15 protein-coding genes are annotated in these 16,124 nt (G+C 49.6%); 3 read left to right on the top strand and 12 right to left on the bottom strand.

All coding sequences use genetic code 11. From position 1 onward, the window contains the following. Positions 1-23: 23 nt before the first annotated feature. Complete coding sequence (locus tag ACZ5R2_RS14435) at positions 24-1,025, bottom strand: transposase (RefSeq protein WP_464900034.1); 1,002 nt, start codon at positions 1,023-1,025, stop codon at positions 24-26. A 261-nt stretch (positions 1,026-1,286) separates the two neighbouring features. On the opposite strand from ACZ5R2_RS14435, the gene ACZ5R2_RS14430 reads away from it, so the two are divergent. Beyond that, positions 1,287-3,323 (top strand): methyl-accepting chemotaxis protein, encoded by a 2,037-nt coding sequence (locus tag ACZ5R2_RS14430; protein ID WP_464900033.1) that lies wholly within the window; start codon positions 1,287-1,289, stop codon positions 3,321-3,323. Between the two features lie 52 nt (positions 3,324-3,375). Here ACZ5R2_RS14430 and ACZ5R2_RS14425 read toward each other — a convergent pair whose 3' ends face one another. Further along, positions 3,376-3,693, bottom strand: coding sequence for an ArsR/SmtB family transcription factor (locus tag ACZ5R2_RS14425; RefSeq protein ID WP_464900032.1), 318 nt, complete (start codon positions 3,691-3,693; stop codon positions 3,376-3,378). Positions 3,694-3,858: 165 nt separating this feature from the next. Further along, positions 3,859-4,458, bottom strand: coding sequence for a YitT family protein (locus ACZ5R2_RS14420; RefSeq protein WP_464900031.1), 600 nt, complete (start codon positions 4,456-4,458; stop codon positions 3,859-3,861). A gap of 435 nt (positions 4,459-4,893) precedes the next feature. On the opposite strand from ACZ5R2_RS14420, the gene glyA reads away from it, so the two are divergent. After that, positions 4,894-6,144 carry a serine hydroxymethyltransferase gene (glyA, locus tag ACZ5R2_RS14415; RefSeq protein WP_464900030.1) on the top strand — a complete coding sequence of 417 codons (1,251 nt, stop codon included), beginning with the start codon at positions 4,894-4,896 and terminating at the stop codon, positions 6,142-6,144. A gap of 50 nt (positions 6,145-6,194) precedes the next feature. On the opposite strand, the gene ACZ5R2_RS14410 is transcribed toward glyA, so the two are convergent. Together ACZ5R2_RS14410 and ACZ5R2_RS14405 are read right to left on the bottom strand one after the other, a co-directional pair. After that, positions 6,195-6,527 carry a hypothetical protein gene (locus tag ACZ5R2_RS14410; protein WP_464900029.1) on the bottom strand — a complete coding sequence of 111 codons (333 nt, stop codon included), beginning with the start codon at positions 6,525-6,527 and terminating at the stop codon, positions 6,195-6,197. A 94-nt stretch (positions 6,528-6,621) separates the two neighbouring features. Then, complete coding sequence (locus ACZ5R2_RS14405; protein WP_464900028.1) at positions 6,622-7,497, bottom strand: LysR family transcriptional regulator; 876 nt, start codon at positions 7,495-7,497, stop codon at positions 6,622-6,624. A gap of 110 nt (positions 7,498-7,607) precedes the next feature. Between ACZ5R2_RS14405 and ACZ5R2_RS14400 the strand changes: the two genes are divergently transcribed. Next, positions 7,608-8,801 carry an MFS transporter gene (locus ACZ5R2_RS14400; RefSeq protein ID WP_464900027.1) on the top strand — a complete coding sequence of 398 codons (1,194 nt, stop codon included), beginning with the start codon at positions 7,608-7,610 and terminating at the stop codon, positions 8,799-8,801. 75 nt (positions 8,802-8,876) lie between these two features. On the opposite strand, the gene lipA is transcribed toward ACZ5R2_RS14400, so the two are convergent. The 7 genes from lipA to mrdA all read right to left on the bottom strand — a co-directional run bounded on the left by lipA (position 8,877) and on the right by mrdA (position 16,093). Continuing rightward, positions 8,877-9,842: a lipoyl synthase gene (gene lipA, locus ACZ5R2_RS14395; RefSeq protein ID WP_464900026.1), complete on the bottom strand. Its 966-nt coding sequence runs from the start codon at positions 9,840-9,842 to the stop codon at positions 8,877-8,879. Beyond that, positions 9,835-10,488, bottom strand: a complete 654-nt coding sequence (gene lipB, locus ACZ5R2_RS14390) for a lipoyl(octanoyl) transferase LipB (protein ID WP_464900025.1) — start codon at positions 10,486-10,488, stop codon at positions 9,835-9,837. Before lipB ends, lipA begins: the two co-directional genes overlap by 8 nt. A gap of 178 nt (positions 10,489-10,666) precedes the next feature. Next, on the bottom strand, positions 10,667-10,945 hold the full coding sequence (gene ybeD, locus ACZ5R2_RS14385; protein ID WP_464902379.1) for a DUF493 family protein YbeD: 279 nt from the start codon (positions 10,943-10,945) through the stop codon (positions 10,667-10,669). 117 nt (positions 10,946-11,062) lie between these two features. Next, entirely contained in the window at positions 11,063-12,241 is a 1,179-nt protein-coding gene (locus ACZ5R2_RS14380; RefSeq protein ID WP_464900024.1) for a serine hydrolase, read from the bottom strand. Positions 12,242-12,259: 18 nt separating this feature from the next. Further along, positions 12,260-13,054 (bottom strand): septal ring lytic transglycosylase RlpA family protein, encoded by a 795-nt coding sequence (locus tag ACZ5R2_RS14375; RefSeq protein ID WP_464900023.1) that lies wholly within the window; start codon positions 13,052-13,054, stop codon positions 12,260-12,262. 1 nt (position 13,055) lies between these two features. Next, positions 13,056-14,177 (bottom strand): rod shape-determining protein RodA, encoded by a 1,122-nt coding sequence (rodA, locus tag ACZ5R2_RS14370; RefSeq protein ID WP_464900022.1) that lies wholly within the window; start codon positions 14,175-14,177, stop codon positions 13,056-13,058. Beyond that, positions 14,174-16,093, bottom strand: a complete 1,920-nt coding sequence (mrdA, locus tag ACZ5R2_RS14365; RefSeq protein WP_464900021.1) for a penicillin-binding protein 2 — start codon at positions 16,091-16,093, stop codon at positions 14,174-14,176. Before mrdA ends, rodA begins: the two co-directional genes overlap by 4 nt. Between the last annotated feature and the right edge of the window lie 31 nt (positions 16,094-16,124).

The raw sequence follows: 16,124 nt of genomic DNA, 5'->3' as shown, positions 1-16,124 counted from the left end.
AAATTAACGCTTTGCCCAAGCAGCTAAGCACACTGGAAGCAGCGTTTCGCTGCACCGACTCCCCGCATTCGTTGCAGGCCATGGTTGTGCTGGAAAGTCCGCATAGCGCTCTCTGTCCCTATTGGGCCGCAAAACTGCTTTTCCAACGATGTTATTAGCTCTGTCCATTCGACTTCGTCAATACCAAGTCTTGTGAGAATGGGAGGGTACTCTGGTAGTATCGCACCTGGTTTACCTTCTTGAATGGCCCTTCCGCTTATATCAAGGAGAAGTAGGTACTCTCTAAGTGAAAACGTTAATCCCTCTGGTATCTCTTTGCTCTCATGACCAACAAATGGATACAAACACTCAGGTTGAGTCGGTGAGTTAGAATTACCGCGTGAGGATTTAAGCGTATCCGTGCGCTTCTTGACGCTAGTAAAGGCCGATTTTTCAGGTGTTTTTGCAACTTTGGCACGAACTGGGTTGAGGTCAACATAAGCCATGCAGGCAATCACCGCAGCCTCATCAAGTAAAGCTTGAGACTTGAAACGTCCTTCCCAAAACCGCCCAGTACAACCATCTTCTTTATTAGCCTGGCGAGCAATCGGTTCGTTAAGGTTACGCATAAACCAACTGATGTCGTACAACCGGCGTCGATAGACCTCTGCTGTTTCTGTCACAGCTTGCCAAGAGGCTTCATCTAAATCATCCCCTTTAAGGTAATGGGAAGTAAGCAGTGTGCCTTTGTGTAATTTATGCCATCGTTCAAGCACCTGACGCGTATCCCAGCCTAACGCTTGCTCACGATTGACGTGCAGCACCACATGGGTGTGGTTGCTCATCACGGCGTAGGCGCAGATATCAATTGCGAACACATCTGCTAATGCCAGCAGTCGTTGCTCTACCCAAGAGCGGCGATGTTCGAAACTTTTCCCTGTTGACTGGTCAACACCACACAGGAATGCGCGACGCACACAGCGAGAGACACAATGGTAATAGCTGGTGTCGTCGAGGCTGACTTGCTCAGAACGGGCCTTTGGCATGGTGAAGCTCCATTTAATACTCATAGCCTGAGTGTAGAATAGGTTTGAGCCTTTTACTTTGTAATGGGTGTCTATTTACTACTACTACTACTACTACTACTATTCTCTAGTTGGTTAAATGTTTAGATTATCAAAAATGTCAATACAATCAGGTAAAAACGTGGAGTAATATCGCCTATTTAATAAAAGTGTCACTTTTGGGGCCTACCATTCTGAATGGAAAAAATTCGCGTAACTGACTGACACATCAATGGAATTGCTATGGCGGCCTCAAAGAGAAAGAAATCCACGTCTTCTTTATCACTCATTCGTACTTTGAGTGCGATTTTTGCTCTGATAATCGCTTTTTTTATCGGTTTAAGTTTGCTCAGTGCCAATGGCTTAAATCAGGTCAAGCAGCAGTTTGATGTGTTGTCGGAACGTGCGATGCCGCTGGCGATGAATAACGCCGCTCTAACTCAAGATGTGCTTGAACAACTTAAGCTGCTGAACTACGGTACGCAATTAAACTCTTCACTCGAGCTTGAGAATACACGTCAACGCATCAATGTCCTCAGTCAACGCAGTGACCTGCGCGTGCGAAATCTGTTTGAGATTGCCGATTTGCAAGAGGGGATCCTCAGTGAACAGCAGCGCAATGAGCTGGCGGCAAAAATATTTGAGCTCCAGTCGATAACACAAGCGATCCTTGCCACTCAATCGCAAGCGATTGTGATGAAGGACCAGATTGATAAAGACGTGACTGGCTTTCACTATGGCTTGTCATCGATCGGCCCTGAGATGAATCGGATTAGCTTATCACTGGCCTCGGACAACCCGATGGTCTCTGATGCTGCTAGCCGATTCATCGCTAATGCGAGCTCAATGGAGAGCACCTTCTTAACCTTGATGATGCAAGACGAGCTTGAGAGCGCGCAAAATGAGTATCGTGAGATGCGCAACCGCATTGCGGGTATCTCGCTGGCATTTGATGATTTTGCCCAGTGGCACCCTGAGATCAAAGAGTTTGCCAGCATGACTACCTCATACGATATGATGTTGCAAGGCTTTGAGCCAGATGGCGTGCTGCGCAAAATTCTTGAGCGCCTTGAACTGATGGAAGGCCGTGATGAGGACTTAGCTCAAGCCGCTATTTTAGCAAACCAGACCACGCAACTCTTGATTGAGATCTCGGAGACGGCAGAGCGCTTGATTGATTCTGGTCAGCAGGTTGTCAACTCGACCATTCAGCGTAATATTCTGATTTTGGTCGCCTCATCAGGTGCACTGGTGGTGATTGTGATGGTGTTGTTTTTCGCCCTACGTCGTTGGACGAATCGATCATTAGTCACTATTAGCGCACAGCTCAACAAATTAACTGAGCATGACTTGAGTGGTCAGATTGCCGTTGAAGGGCCAACCGAGATGCGTGATATTGCCGATAAACTCAATCAAGTGGTCAGCACTACCCACGCCTCAGTAGAGATGGTGACACGTAACTGTGAGACCTTGTATCAAACCGCTGAAATTAGCCATGGCGCGGCCGAGCAGACTCGGACTAGCCTGTCAACGCAAAGTAGTGCGCTGGAGAGTATGGTTACCACAGTTACAGAGCTCGAGGCCTCAATCAAAGAGATTGCCACCATGACTACGGAGTCGTTCAATAATGCCCGTGAGGCGGAAGAGTTCGCTGTTGTCGGTCTCACGGCGATGGATGACAATCGCACTCGCTTACATCAGCTTGAACAAACCCTGAGCCGCAATGAACGCTCAATGAATGAACTCGACTCCAAGGTAGGGCAGATCAGCGAGATGGTGGATATGATCAGTGGTATTGCTGATAATACCAACTTGCTGGCACTGAATGCCGCTATTGAAGCTGCCCGCGCTGGTGAGATGGGGCGGGGCTTTGCAGTAGTCGCAGACGAGGTGCGTAAGCTCGCGAGTGACACTACGGCGCAAACGGGCAATATCCGTCTGATGATGTCAGAGCTTATGGAAGCTGCGCACAGCTCTCGCGCCTCTGTGGCTGAGTCTCGCGAGGAGATGAACTTTGCTCTTGAGTCGAGTCAGCGAGTGAAGAGCTCCTTTGAGGACATTGAAGCCTCGATTAATCAAATTCGCCTGCGAGTTGAGCATGTATCAGCAGCCACGGAAGAGCAGCAGCGCGCGACGGCTGATGTTAGTCGCTCAATCGTTCATGTCAATGACCAAAGCGACAACTCTACGCTTCAACTGGCGTCGCTGGTGGAGAGCGCCGAGCAAGTCGCAGAGATTGCTGGCCATCAACAGGCCATGCTGCACAAATATGAGTTGTAATCAGCGCATCATTGGGATAGAAAAAAGCGAGCAGTCACTGCTCGTTTTTTCATTACCCGTCAGTAGCGGCCTGCTCACAGTCTTGCCCATCAACACAGCACTCATCGCGCAAAAAACCGATCACCGCATCAAGGCGTTGATACTCCGCTAAGCAATAGAGGGTCCTGCCCTCGCGTCGCTGGGTTAGAAGACCGGCAGAGCTAAGAGTAGAAATGTGGTGTGACAGAGTGGAGCCAGGGATAGCAAGTTTTTGCTGCAGCCCACCAACTGAAATGCCCTGATGACCGGCGCGCACAACCAGCTTGTAGATGCTCAAGCGTGTTGGATGACCGAGCTCTTTAAGCGCCTTTGCTACGGTTTCTAACTCCATTGTCTTGCCTAACTATTAAAATTCGATACTTGTCGAATTATAACCAATATTTCACCAACACGTCGCCGATAATTGTCACTAGATATGATGCTGTCACGTGGAGATTGCCTATCTCTTCATCACTCAAGCCTTTAGTAGACAGGCTTGAGCGAGCATATAGCGGGTTTATGAGTAGCTTACCGTATAGCGAGTTGGCTTGTGATTCATCGCTAAAACCACGTTAAGCATCACCGCACCAAGCACGGAAAGCAGGATAACAGAAGGCGCGACAAACCAACTTGAGGCAATCAAAATCGTGGCGTCAATCGCCATTTGAGTTTTACCGACTGAGATACCGAAACGGTCTTGAACATAGAGACAGAAGACATTGAATCCACCCAGGCTTGAACGGTGACGAAACAGAATAAGCATGCCCAGCCCCATCAGTAGGCCACCTGCGATGGCACAGTAGACTGGATTAATTTGGTCAATGGCAATCACAAGGTGCAAATGGTCAGCGAGAATCGAGACGAGGCCACCAGAGAGCGCGCTATTGATTGCAAAGCGACGCCCAAAACGCTGCCAGGCCATCAGGTAAAAAGGTATGTTACAACTAAAGTACAGCACACCAAAAGACAGCGGCATCAATTGGGAAAGCAACAGCGCCAATCCGGTTGTGCCTCCGGTGAGTAACTGAGCATTTTGTAGGAAGAAGACTCCTTGGGCGACCAAAAACGTCCCAGTAACCATTGCAATCCAGTCTTCTTTGTTTGTGTGCTTTTCCATTGTTGACTCAGCAAACCTGTGTTTTATGAATATTTTGAGCGCGAATGGTAGTGAAATACGCTAGAGAAACCCAGCAAACAGAACAAATTATTGAACCGAGATGTATGGCTGGCTGTACAAAGTGTAAACCTGTATTGTTGACGGCAATCTAATGCGGCCTGTAACCTGCCAACCGGTGAGAAAGTTACAAATCATCGTCGATTTTATAGGTGCAAATCCGTACTATAGAGCCAGAGCCTAACAGCAGTAACAAGTGACCAAGTTTTGGTCTGAGATTGGACCAGATAAACCGAGCCATATTTGGTGCAGTTTACCCTTTATGATCCAGATCAAGTTATGTAATATGGGCGCCAACTTGATGACGAAAACGTTTGCGTAAGGTCGTTAAGCAGTTTTTTTGCAACTTTCAGTTTAAATCTGAGTCAGGAGATACAGATGTTAAAGCGTGATATGAATATCGCAGATTACGATGCGGAGCTATTCGCAGCTATCCAGGAAGAAACTCTTCGTCAAGAAGAGCACATCGAGCTAATCGCTTCTGAGAACTACACCAGCCCACGTGTAATGGAAGCACAAGGTTCTCAGCTAACTAACAAATACGCTGAAGGTTACCCAGGCAAGCGCTACTATGGCGGTTGTGAGTACGTTGATAAAGCCGAAGCGCTAGCGATTGAGCGTGCCTGTCAGCTATTTGGTTGTGAATACGCTAACGTTCAGCCACACTCTGGCTCTCAAGCCAACAGCGCAGTGTACATGGCGCTACTAAACCCAGGTGATACTGTACTGGGTATGAGCCTAGCACACGGTGGTCACCTAACTCACGGCTCACCAGTTAACTTCTCGGGCAAACACTACAACGTTATCCCTTACGGTATCGATGAAGCAGGTCAAATCAATTACGATGAGATGGAGCAATTGGCGCTAGAGCACAAGCCAAAAATGATCATCGGTGGCTTCTCTGCTTACTCACAGATCGTTGACTGGGCGCGCATGCGTGAGATTGCCGATAAAGTTGATGCTTACCTGTTCGTCGATATGGCGCACGTTGCGGGTCTGATTGCGGCAGGTGAGTACCCAACGCCAGTGCCACACGCCCACGTTGTTACCACGACTACGCACAAAACGCTAGCCGGTCCTCGTGGTGGCCTGATCCTGTCAAATGCAGGCGAAGACATGTACAAAAAACTGAACTCGGCAGTATTCCCTGGCGGCCAGGGTGGTCCATTGATGCACGTTATCGCGGGTAAAGCGGTCGCATTTAAAGAAGCGATGGAGCCAGAGTTCAAAGCTTACCAAGCTCGCGTGGTGAAAAATGCCAAGGCAATGGTGGCGCAGTTCCAAGAGCGTGGCTACAAGATTGTGTCTAACGGCACTGAAAACCACCTATTCTTGGTTGACCTGATTGACAAAGACATCACGGGTAAAGAAGCCGATGCCGCTCTTGGCGCTGCTAACATCACAGTGAACAAGAACTCTGTTCCAAACGATCCTCGCAGCCCGTTTGTGACTTCTGGTATCCGTATCGGCTCACCAGCGATTACCCGTCGTGGTTTTACTCAAGCTGATGCGACAGAGCTTGCGAACTGGATGTGTGACGTGCTTGATGACGTTAACAATCAAGACGTGATTGAAACCACCAAAGCAAAAGTGCTTGAGATCTGTAAGCGTCTTCCTGTTTACGCTTAATTCTTCACTTGCTAAACAAGACGAAAAGGAGCTCATTGAGCTCCTTTTTTCTATTTGGGAATGCTCAAAAGCGTGCCAGATTTACAGCGAAAAGAGTAATAGATCCGGCTCTCACTAAACTGACCCAATCCCTCACCATCGCAATAATCGATATTAATATCACGCATTGTCTCTAAGGTGTCTTGATTGTTGAGGGCAAACTTGGAGCTATCAGAGCAGATGATACGTACGCGGCCGTCATCGCTAACCGAGTAGAGGTCAACCTCAGTATTGCAGAGCTCAAAGGAGGCTTCTCGATAGTTGTCTTGTTTGGTGTTGGTCGTGCACCCTTGACTCAAAAGTGCAAAGGCAAAGGCGGCAACACAGAGCTTATATCCTGTCATCTCAGTCCCTTAGATGTGATTTCCCTATCATCAGCGTAGATAGTGCTGACCTATGACACAAGGTGAATCGAGTGCTAATGGCTGAGTGTATTGCTTATGAGTGGGTTTGCTGTTTAACAAACTCGACAAAGGTGCGGTGAGCAATCGACAGGTAGCCCTGCTCACGCCAGGCGAGGGCAAGATTGAGTTCAACTTTTTCTTCAAACGGGATCGCGACGATGTCCTTTTCGCAATCGGTGACCATTTCTAGCAGCGCAGTGATGGCGAACTCATTTTTGACGATGCTTAAAATCATAGTGAGCAGATTGGTTTCAAAAGAGAACTGCATGGGCATCTGATACTGGCGCGCTTTCGCCTCGATAAAGTCGCGGTGAAAATAACCAGACTCAAACAAGACCAACTCGTGCTCAAAGAACTCAGCAAAGGAAATTGAGCTGCGTGTCGCTAGAGGGTGGTTCTTACCCACCGCAGCCACCATATTTGAGGTCAAGAGGTGGTCAGTTTGCAGGTTTTTGGCCTGAGTCGAGTGATTGATCACACCAATATCCAGTGCGCCATCGTGCAGCATTTGAGCAATCGAGCGGGTTCCGGCATTGACGACAGTGAGTTTGAGCTTAGGGTAGCGTGTTTTAAATGCCATCAGTATCTCAGGAAAGTAATAAGACCCTAGCATGCTGGGTACCCCAATCCTCACTTCGCCTTTTTCGAGCCCTTTGAGCTCATCCATCGCCAAGTTGGCATCTTGCAGTTTTTGCTCAACTTGTTTGGCATGTTGATAAAGGACCTCACCCTCTAGGGTCAAACTGACCCGCTTGCCCTGGCGAAGAAATAGGCTCAAGCCCAGTTGGTGCTCTAGTTTTTTGATCGACATGCTCAGTGGCGGCTGGGCAATATTGAGTGCCTGCGCGGCATGAGTAAAGTTGCCGTGCTCGGCAACCGCAATAAACTGACTCAGTTGTTTGGAGTGCATGTCGATACTAAAAATATATAGTTGGAATAGATTTAATATATTTAATTTCTGATGCAACGATTGCTATCTTGATCACAAATCAAGCAGTAACGGCAGCCATAGGAGTAGCCATGATTGAGTTCCAATCGCGTCGGTATTACCAGGTGACACTCAGTGTTGCGTTGGGGGCGTTTCTCATTTTTTGTAATTTGTATCTATTTCAACCTATGCTGCCCAAATTGGCGATGCAGTTTTCTGCGACGGCATTTGAGATCAACTGGGTTTTCGCCATTACCTCATTAGTCTTGTCGCTGAGCTTGATCCCTTGGGCGGTCTATTCCGAGCGCAAAGGGCGCCGCCGAGTGCTGTTGGTTGGGCTGTTTTCCTTGCCGCTAATTGGTGTAGGAATGTGGCTATCCCATTCACTGTGGCAACTGATCATGATGCGTGGGGCATTAGGGGTGTTTCTTGCGGCTTACTTGGCTGTCGGGGTTGCTTATCTGGTCGAAGAGCTGTCCGAGCAGGCATTTTTGCACGCGATCGGCATCTATGTCGCGGCGAACTCTATCGGTGGTATTGCCGGTCGATTGTTAGGCGGTGCCTTGCTTGAGTGGGGTGGCTGGGAGAGAGCGGTATTGGTGATGGCGCTTATCAGCCTGATTGGCGCTTTTGTCGTCTGGCAAGGCTTGCCAAAGCAGCGCCATTTTATCGCCCAAACTGGGCTGTTGCGGCATCATAACCGGGCGGTGCTCAATCACTTTAAAAACCCAAGCTTATGGACCGCAATGCTGATTGGTGGGGTGAACTTTGCCTTGTTTGTTAATCTGTATACCGTTATGGGCTTCCGCTTGGTCGCCGAGCCCCACAGCTTGCCCGTGGGCATTGCCAGTATGATCTTCCTTTGCTATCTGGCCGGTACATTAAGCTCGAGTCTATCAGCAAAGTGGCGCAAGGTGGGCAGCACCACAACAGGGATTGCAATGGGCTCTGCCATCATGCTTGCCGGCGTACTGATCGCCTATGTTGAGCAGTTAAGCCTGATGGTGGTGGGGCTATTGCTGATAAGCTTTGGCGCGTTTTTCACTCACACACTGGCGTACGCTTGGGTGAGCCAACAGGCCCAGACAGGCAAAGCCACAGCGGTTGCGCTGTATCTGGTTCACTATTACGTAGGGGGCAGTCTGGGTGGTTTTTGGCTGCTGTATTGCTGGCAGCATGGCGCCTGGTTTGGCGTGATCCTCGGTAGTCTGCCTCTACTGATCAGCCTGTTTGTATTGAGCTATTCACTTGAGCGTAGCCATTCGCGCTTGGTTACCTCGAATTAGAGTTGTGCATAAAACGAAAAAAGGTTGACAAGAGTCAACCTTTTTTCGTTACGGTGGTTTTAGAGACGGCGGTCGTTACTTAACCTCAATACCTTGCGCTTGCATATCGGCATGGTACGACGAGCGAACAAACGGACCACACGCGGCATGAGTAAAGCCGAGATCCAGCGCGATCTGTTTGAGTTCATCAAACTCCTCAGGTGGCACATAGCGCTCAACGGGTAAGTGGTGGCGACTTGGGGCAAGATATTGGCCGAGCGTCAGCATAGTGACGCCATGAGCGCGCAAGTCTTTGAGCACTTCGATGATCTCTTCCTTGGTTTCACCGAGGCCCATCATCAACCCTGACTTGGTCGGTACCGTAGGGTGTTGTTGCTTGAACTTCTCGAGCAGCTGCAGCGACCATTTATAGTTCGCCCCAGGGCGAGCTTTACGATACAGCCTTGGCGCTGTTTCCAGGTTATGGTTGAACACATCTGGTGGATTGTCCTTGAGTAAATCAAGCGCTACGTCCATTCGGCCGCGGAAGTCGGGCACTAAGGTTTCAATCTTAATCGTTGGGTTGAGTGCGCGGATCTCTCGGTTACAGTCAGCGAAGTGCTGAGCGCCACCATCGCGCAGGTCATCACGGTCTACCGAAGTAATGACCACATACTTGAGCTTCATATCGGCGATAGTTTTTGCCAGTTGTTGTGGCTCATCAGCTTCAGGTGCTAAAGGACGACCATGGGCCACATCACAAAATGGACAGCGTCGGGTACAGATTGCACCGAGGATCATAAAGGTCGCCGTACCGTGATTAAAGCATTCCGCGAGGTTAGGGCAGGAAGCTTCTTCACAGACAGAGTGGAGGTTGTTCTTGCGCATCGCTGCCTTGATGTCTTGGATGCGCTGGCTGTCCGATGGCAGCTTGATCTTCATCCAGTCAGGCTTGCGCAGAACCTCTTTCTGCTCTGTTGGCATGTTTTTTACTGGAATGAGAGCCATTTTATCAGCATCACGATACTTGACGCCTTTTTCCATTTGTATAGGTTTACTCATTTTCTACCGCTTCCGTTGCAAACTCGACCTGCTGATATCCTAGCAGAGACACGAGTTCTTCGATTAAAGGTGACTGGGCTTGGTGTAATTGTGTAATTGGGGTTAGATCGCTGAGTTGAACCATCTCCATTCCTGCGTAGCCACAAGGGTTAATGCGTAGAAAGGGGCTCAGGTCCATATTGATGTTAAGGGCGAGTCCATGGAAAGAACACCCTCGGCGAATTCGTAGACCAAGGGAGCATATCTTGCGTTGCTCAACATAGACGCCAGGCGCATCTGGACGAGCATTGGACTCGACACCAAAGCGTTTAAGGGTGTTGATAACGGTATTTTCGATATGGGTGACCAAGTCGCGCACACCGATTTTTTTGCGCCGTAGATTGATCAGTACATACGCAACCAACTGGCCCGGTCCATGGTAGGTCACTTGACCACCGCGGTCACTTTGCACCACAGGGATATCGCCTGTGTCCAGCAGGTGCTCTTGTTTTCCAGCTTGACCTTGGGTGAAGACAGGGTTGTGCTCAACCAACCAGACCTCGTCCACGGTGTTATCATCGCGTGTGTCAGTAAAGTCGTGCATTGCTTGCCATACCGGTTGGTAGTCTTGGCGGCCTAAGTATCTGACTATCAGACGGTTTTCCATTTATATTCCATGATCCCTAGCGAACTTCGCTTTCGATTATAAACAGGAAAGTGCGACTAAACTACATTTTGATGACAGGTTTTTAACCTTACAGTTGGCGGGTGATTTTTATATTATTGATAAATAATAAAAAAGCAGCCTATGGCTGCTTTCAAAAAAAATTTAAGAATTCAAATTTTTACAGAACCATGCGGACGATGTCGATCTCGCCAAGTTCTTTGTACAGTGTCTCAACCTGCTCGATTGAGGTTGCCGTGATGTTGATAGACACTGAGTGGTAGTTACCCTTCGCACTTGGTTTTACCACAGGGCTATAATCACCCGGTGCGTGGCGTTGGATCACTTCCAACACGCGTTCTGGCAGTTCTGGCTTGGCATAACCCATGACTTTGTAGGTGAATGAGCATGGGAACTCAAGCAAGTCTTTCAATTTAGCGTCTGAGTTAATCGTCAGCATAATAAACTCCAAATTCTCTGGTACAGGAATGGCGAAGAATAGTACTGCCATTCTGGGATAATCTCAAGATGCACTCGGTTTAAAACCAGTTGCCTGATTTAAAACCAGTTGCTTAGGCTAAAACCAGCTGCTTAGCAGCAACGTCAGGTAATCCCACATTCGACGAAAGAATCCTCCGCGTTCAACTGACTCCATGGCGACCAGCGGGTATTCGGCAACATTCTCGCCGTCCAGTACATAGTATAGCGTACCAAGTTGGTCGCCTTGCTGGATTGGTGCTCGCAACTGTTGCTCAACCACCAAATTAGCCTCGAGCTTGCCACTGCTGCCGCGCGGCAGGGTCAGATAAGCCTCTTCGGTGATGCCCATATCAACGCTGGGCTTTTCCGCCATCCAGACCTTTTCCGTTGCAAGTACCTGCTCGGCTTGATGCGGTGCGACGGTTTCAAAAAAGCGAAAGCCATAACTCAGTAGTTTTTTACTCTCAGCCTTACGTGCATCGGGGTTTTTGGCCCCCATGACCACCGCAATCAGTCGCATGTCGCCTTGAGTTGCTGAGCTTACTAGATTGTAACCCGCTTTACGTGTATAGCCGGTCTTGATGCCATCGACATTCATGCTCTCATCCCACAGCAAACCGTTGCGGTTATGCTGGGTGATGCCGTTATAGGTATATGACTTCTCGGAGTACACGCGGTACTCCTCAGGCACATCACGGATCAGTGCTTTGCCCAACAGGGCAAGATCAAACGGTGTTGAATACAAATCAGGGTTGTCGAGACCATGGGGATTGGCAAAGTTCGAATTAGTCATGCCAATACTTTGTGCCCAGCTGTTCATTAGCGTCACGAATGCGGCTTCTGAGCCAGCGATATGTTCGGCCGCTGCGATACAGGCATCGTTACCCGATTGAACGATAATGCCACGCAGCACCTCTTCAAGCTTGGCACTTTTGCCCACCTCAAGGAACATTTTCGATGAGCCAGGGAAGTTGCGTGCCCAGGCATTACGGCTGATTGTGACATCATCATCCAAAGACACACTGCCGCGACTGATCTCTTGACCTATCACGTAACTGGTCATCATCTTGGTCAGGCTTGCTGGGGAAAGCTGAGTATGCTCGTTCTCTGCCGCGATGATCTCACCTGAATGGTAGTCCATCAGGATATAACCTTTTGCAGCAACAGGCGGCAAACCCGGAGTAATGCTGGCATGAGCAAGTGCGCTGGCCAGAAGAGAGGTGACGCCAACAAGAAGTGAGCGCCCTAGCTTTGACGATTGGGTGTGGTTGATCATATTTTTTAAATTATGGTTTTATTTTTGTGTTTGATACTTGCGGACAAATGCTGAATCGTAGCCAGCAGATTGAATCTTGTTCAGTGTCTCTTGGGTGACATCGTAATCATCAAAGGGACCAAGAATGATGCGGTGTACGCTGTCAGCACTTTGCACAAAGGCACTGACACGCAATTGTTTTTCTAACGCTTGAGCCAATTGCTCAGCGCGGTCTTGATCAGATGAGCTTGCCACCTGAATGATGTAGTTTGGCTGTGCATTGAGCCCCGACGGGTTGTCCGGTTTTTCTACCTTAATGACCTCAATTTCAACATTGGCTACACCAGCCTCTACAATGCCAAGCTTGTAAGCAGCAGCATAGCTAAGGTCGATGATCCGACCCTCGTGGAAGGGGCCGCGGTCGTTGACTCGAACTATGGTCTGTTTGCCGTTATCAAGGTTGGTCACCTTTACATAACTCGGCAGTGGTAGGGTTTTATGTGCCGCTGTCATCGAGTACATGTCGTAGATCTCACCATTGGAGGTGAGGTGTCCATGAAACTTCTTACCATACCAAGAGGCTTGGCCGCGCTGTTTAAACCCTTCGGCATTATCGACGATTTGGTAACTGACACCGCGCAGTGTGTAGTTTTTATTACCCCCAAGGCTATAGGGTTCGTATCGTGGTGTGATCCCCTCGATATGCTCGACTGAGATGGGGGCCTGTGGTGGCACGTCCTGCTCGAGTTCATAGCGTTCACTATCTGGGCTTGCACAGCCAAACAGCACGATGGAAACTAGCCCAACGGTGAGCAACTTATGGTTTATTTTCATACTAAGATGCCTTAGAGAATGCTTTGCGGTGAGTATGAATCGACATTAATATGCCAAAGCCTGCCATCAGGGTCACCATCGAGGTGCCGCCGTAGCTGATCAGCGGTAAAGGTACACCTACAACTGGTAGAATGCCACTAACCATACCAATATTTACAAACACATAGACAAAGAAGCTTAGCACGATACTACCGGCCATCATGCGACCGAAGGCGGTTTGTGCATGACTTGAGAGATACAGGCCTCGACCAATGATATACAGATAGAGGGCAAAGAGAGCCAAGATGCCGATCATTCCCCACTCTTCGGCAATGACCGCAAAGATAAAGTCGGTGTGACGCTCGGGAAGGAACTCGAGCTGAGATTGGGTACCTTGTAGCCAGCCCTTGCCCGAAACCCCACCCGAGCCGATCGCGATTTTGCTCTGGATAATGTGATAACCCGCGCCAAGAGGGTCGGACTCTGGGTTAAACAGCGTACGCACACGCACCTTCTGGTACTCGCGCATCAAGAAGAACCACAGGATAGGCACGAAGGCACCGACAGCTACGATCGCCGCGGCAATAATTCGCCAGCTGATCCCGGCAAGGAAAATCACAAAAATGCCCGATGCGGCGATCAAAATAGACGTGCCTAGGTCGGGCTGCTTGGCGATCAAAATGGTCGGTACGAACACCATCACCAACGATAAAACAATGGTTTTAAAGCTCGGGGGCAGCGCGCCCTTGCCCACATAGCGGGCGACCATCAGCGGTACCGCAAGCTTCATCAGCTCAGAAGGCTGAAAGCGGACAAAACCTAGGTTAAGCCAGCGCTGGGCACCTTTTGATGACTCACCAAAAAACAATACCCCAAGCAGCAGGATCAGGCCGCAAAAAAACAGCAGCGGGGCTGCAGCTTCATAGGTGCGCGGCGGGATCTGGGCGAGCACGACCATCACCATTAGAGACAGCCCCATGCGCATCGCCTGACGATCCATCATCGCCTCATTTTGACCACTGGCACTGTACATAACCACTAGGCCAAAGCCCATCAGTGCCAACAGCCCTAGCAGTAAGGGTAAGTCGATGTGCAGGCGCTGAAAAAAGGCGCGATTCTGTCCAGTTGAAGGGTCTAATTTCATTCTTGCCCGTCCTGTTGTCGTGCTTGTTCTTGTGGGTCATCTTCTTCATCTATCGGGCGCAATACCTTGTCAAAGATCTCACGCACTACAGGGCCGCCGTTACTCGAGCCACCACCGGCATTTTCTAGCACCACGGTCACAATAATCTCGGGATCGTCAAGGGGAGCGAAGCCTGTGAACAAGGCGTGGTCGCGCAAGTGCTCAGCAATCTCATCGGCATCATATTCTTCGTCTTCGGCAAGACCAAATACTTGCGCCGTTCCCGATTTACCCGCCGTTTTATAATCCATATCGGCGAAGGCGCGTCGCGCCGTGCCTCGTCCGCCGTGGTTCGCTAGGTACATACCCCTGAAGGCAATATCCCAATAGCGGTCGGGAACTGTGTCTATCGGTGGGAAGGTTTCATAATCAGAAAGCTGCTGGCGCTCAAAGCGCTCACCGTTTTTGATCGTGGCACGCAGCAAGTGAGGGGCAATGACCTCTCCGCGATGAACCAGCACCGAGGTCGCCTTGGCGATCTGCATTGGTGTGGCTGTCCAGTAGCCTTGACCGATACCGACCGGAATAGTATCACCCTGATACCAAGGGGTTTTATGCCGGGCCATCTTCCACTCACGGGTTGGCATATTGGCGCGACTCTCTTCATTGATATCGATACCAGTAAAGTCACCAAAGCCAAACTTGTTCATCCAGCGAGAGATACGATCGATACCCATATCGTACGCAATCTGGTAGTAGAAGGTATCCACCGACTCTTCGATAGATTTGATCACATCGACCTTGCCGTGTCCCCAGCGTAGCCAGTCCCGAAAGGGTCGGGTGTTGGAGTTTGGAATGCGCCAATAGCCGGGGTCATTGCGGGTTGTCTTGGTTGTGATCACCCCTTCTTGCAGGGCTGCCACCGCTAAGAAGGGCTTAATGGTCGAGGCAGGCGGGTAGATCCCAAGTGTCGCTCGATTCACCAAAGGTCGGTTTTTATCATTGAGCAGCGCGCGATAATCTTTGCCTGAGATGCCGTGGACAAAGGCATTAGGGTCGTAACTTGGGCTTGAGACCATACCCAAGACGCCATTGTCTTCAGGGTCAAGGATCACCGCCGAGCCACGACGGCCATCAAGCAGGTTGTATAGATAGGTTTGTAAACGGACATCAAGGTTGAGGACAATGTCCTTACCCGGCGTCGGTGGCACGTATTTTAGCGTGCGGATCACGCGGCCGCGGCTGTTAACCTCGACCTCTTGATAGCCAGCAGTACCATGAAGGACGTCTTCATAGTAACGTTCGATACCTAGCTTACCGATATCTCGCGTTGCTTGGTAATTACTGTCTTTTTCTTCACGGATCAGGCGGTCCATGTCGCGGTCATTGATCCGCGATACGTAGCCAATCACATGGGTTAGTATCTCGCCATATGGGTAGTAGCGTTTAAGCGTGGCATTGACCGTGACACCGGGAAATCGATGTTGATGGACGGAGAACACAGCAACTTGATCTTCGTTAAGCTGGGTGAGTAGTGGGACCGCATTGAAGCGTCGGGTGCGACGGCGCTCTTTTTCAAACGCCTCAATGCGCTCATCACTGATGGTCAGAAATTCACGTAGCCCCTCAATGGTGGCACTCATGTCTTTGACCTGCTCTGGGGTGATCTCAAGATTAAATACCGGACGGTTGTCGGCGAGAAGCTCACCATGCCGATCGTAGATCAACCCACGGTTGGGTGCGATAGGCACCACTTTTATCCGGTTATCGTTAGAGCGCGTTTCGTAATCTTGATACTGGTTGACCTGAATGTGGTAGAGGTTGCCGAGCAGCAACCCCATCAAGGCAATAATGATAGTAAAAGCCGTAATCGCGCGCACTTTAAACAGGCGCGACTCTTCTTGGTAATCTCTTATTTTGCTACGCTTACGCAACATCTACACACATCTCAACTACGGTATTATTCGC

This window comes from Vibrio sabulosilitoris, assembly GCF_055391395.1.
The sequence above is the reverse complement of the archived record's forward strand: the minus strand, read 5'-3'. Positions and strand labels throughout refer to the sequence as shown.

Bases quoted from the DNA above. Each gene is read 5' to 3' on its own strand.
- ACZ5R2_RS14435 (WP_464900034.1), bottom strand. From the start codon at position 1,025: ATGCCAAAGGCCCGTTCTGAGCAAGTCAGCCTCGACGACACCAGCTAT.
- ACZ5R2_RS14430 (WP_464900033.1), top strand. From the start codon at position 1,287: ATGGCGGCCTCAAAGAGAAAGAAATCCACGTCTTCTTTATCACTCATT.
- ACZ5R2_RS14425 (WP_464900032.1), bottom strand. From the start codon at position 3,693: ATGGAGTTAGAAACCGTAGCAAAGGCGCTTAAAGAGCTCGGTCATCCA.
- ACZ5R2_RS14420 (WP_464900031.1), bottom strand. From the start codon at position 4,458: ATGGAAAAGCACACAAACAAAGAAGACTGGATTGCAATGGTTACTGGG.
- glyA (WP_464900030.1), top strand. From the start codon at position 4,894: ATGTTAAAGCGTGATATGAATATCGCAGATTACGATGCGGAGCTATTC.
- ACZ5R2_RS14410 (WP_464900029.1), bottom strand. From the start codon at position 6,527: ATGACAGGATATAAGCTCTGTGTTGCCGCCTTTGCCTTTGCACTTTTG.
- ACZ5R2_RS14405 (WP_464900028.1), bottom strand. From the start codon at position 7,497: ATGCACTCCAAACAACTGAGTCAGTTTATTGCGGTTGCCGAGCACGGC.
- ACZ5R2_RS14400 (WP_464900027.1), top strand. From the start codon at position 7,608: ATGATTGAGTTCCAATCGCGTCGGTATTACCAGGTGACACTCAGTGTT.
- lipA (WP_464900026.1), bottom strand. From the start codon at position 9,842: ATGAGTAAACCTATACAAATGGAAAAAGGCGTCAAGTATCGTGATGCT.
- lipB (WP_464900025.1), bottom strand. From the start codon at position 10,488: ATGGAAAACCGTCTGATAGTCAGATACTTAGGCCGCCAAGACTACCAA.
- ybeD (WP_464902379.1), bottom strand. From the start codon at position 10,945: ATGCTGACGATTAACTCAGACGCTAAATTGAAAGACTTGCTTGAGTTC.
- ACZ5R2_RS14380 (WP_464900024.1), bottom strand. From the start codon at position 12,241: ATGATCAACCACACCCAATCGTCAAAGCTAGGGCGCTCACTTCTTGTT.
- ACZ5R2_RS14375 (WP_464900023.1), bottom strand. From the start codon at position 13,054: ATGAAAATAAACCATAAGTTGCTCACCGTTGGGCTAGTTTCCATCGTG.
- rodA (WP_464900022.1), bottom strand. From the start codon at position 14,177: ATGAAATTAGACCCTTCAACTGGACAGAATCGCGCCTTTTTTCAGCGC.
- mrdA (WP_464900021.1), bottom strand. From the start codon at position 16,093: ATGTTGCGTAAGCGTAGCAAAATAAGAGATTACCAAGAAGAGTCGCGC.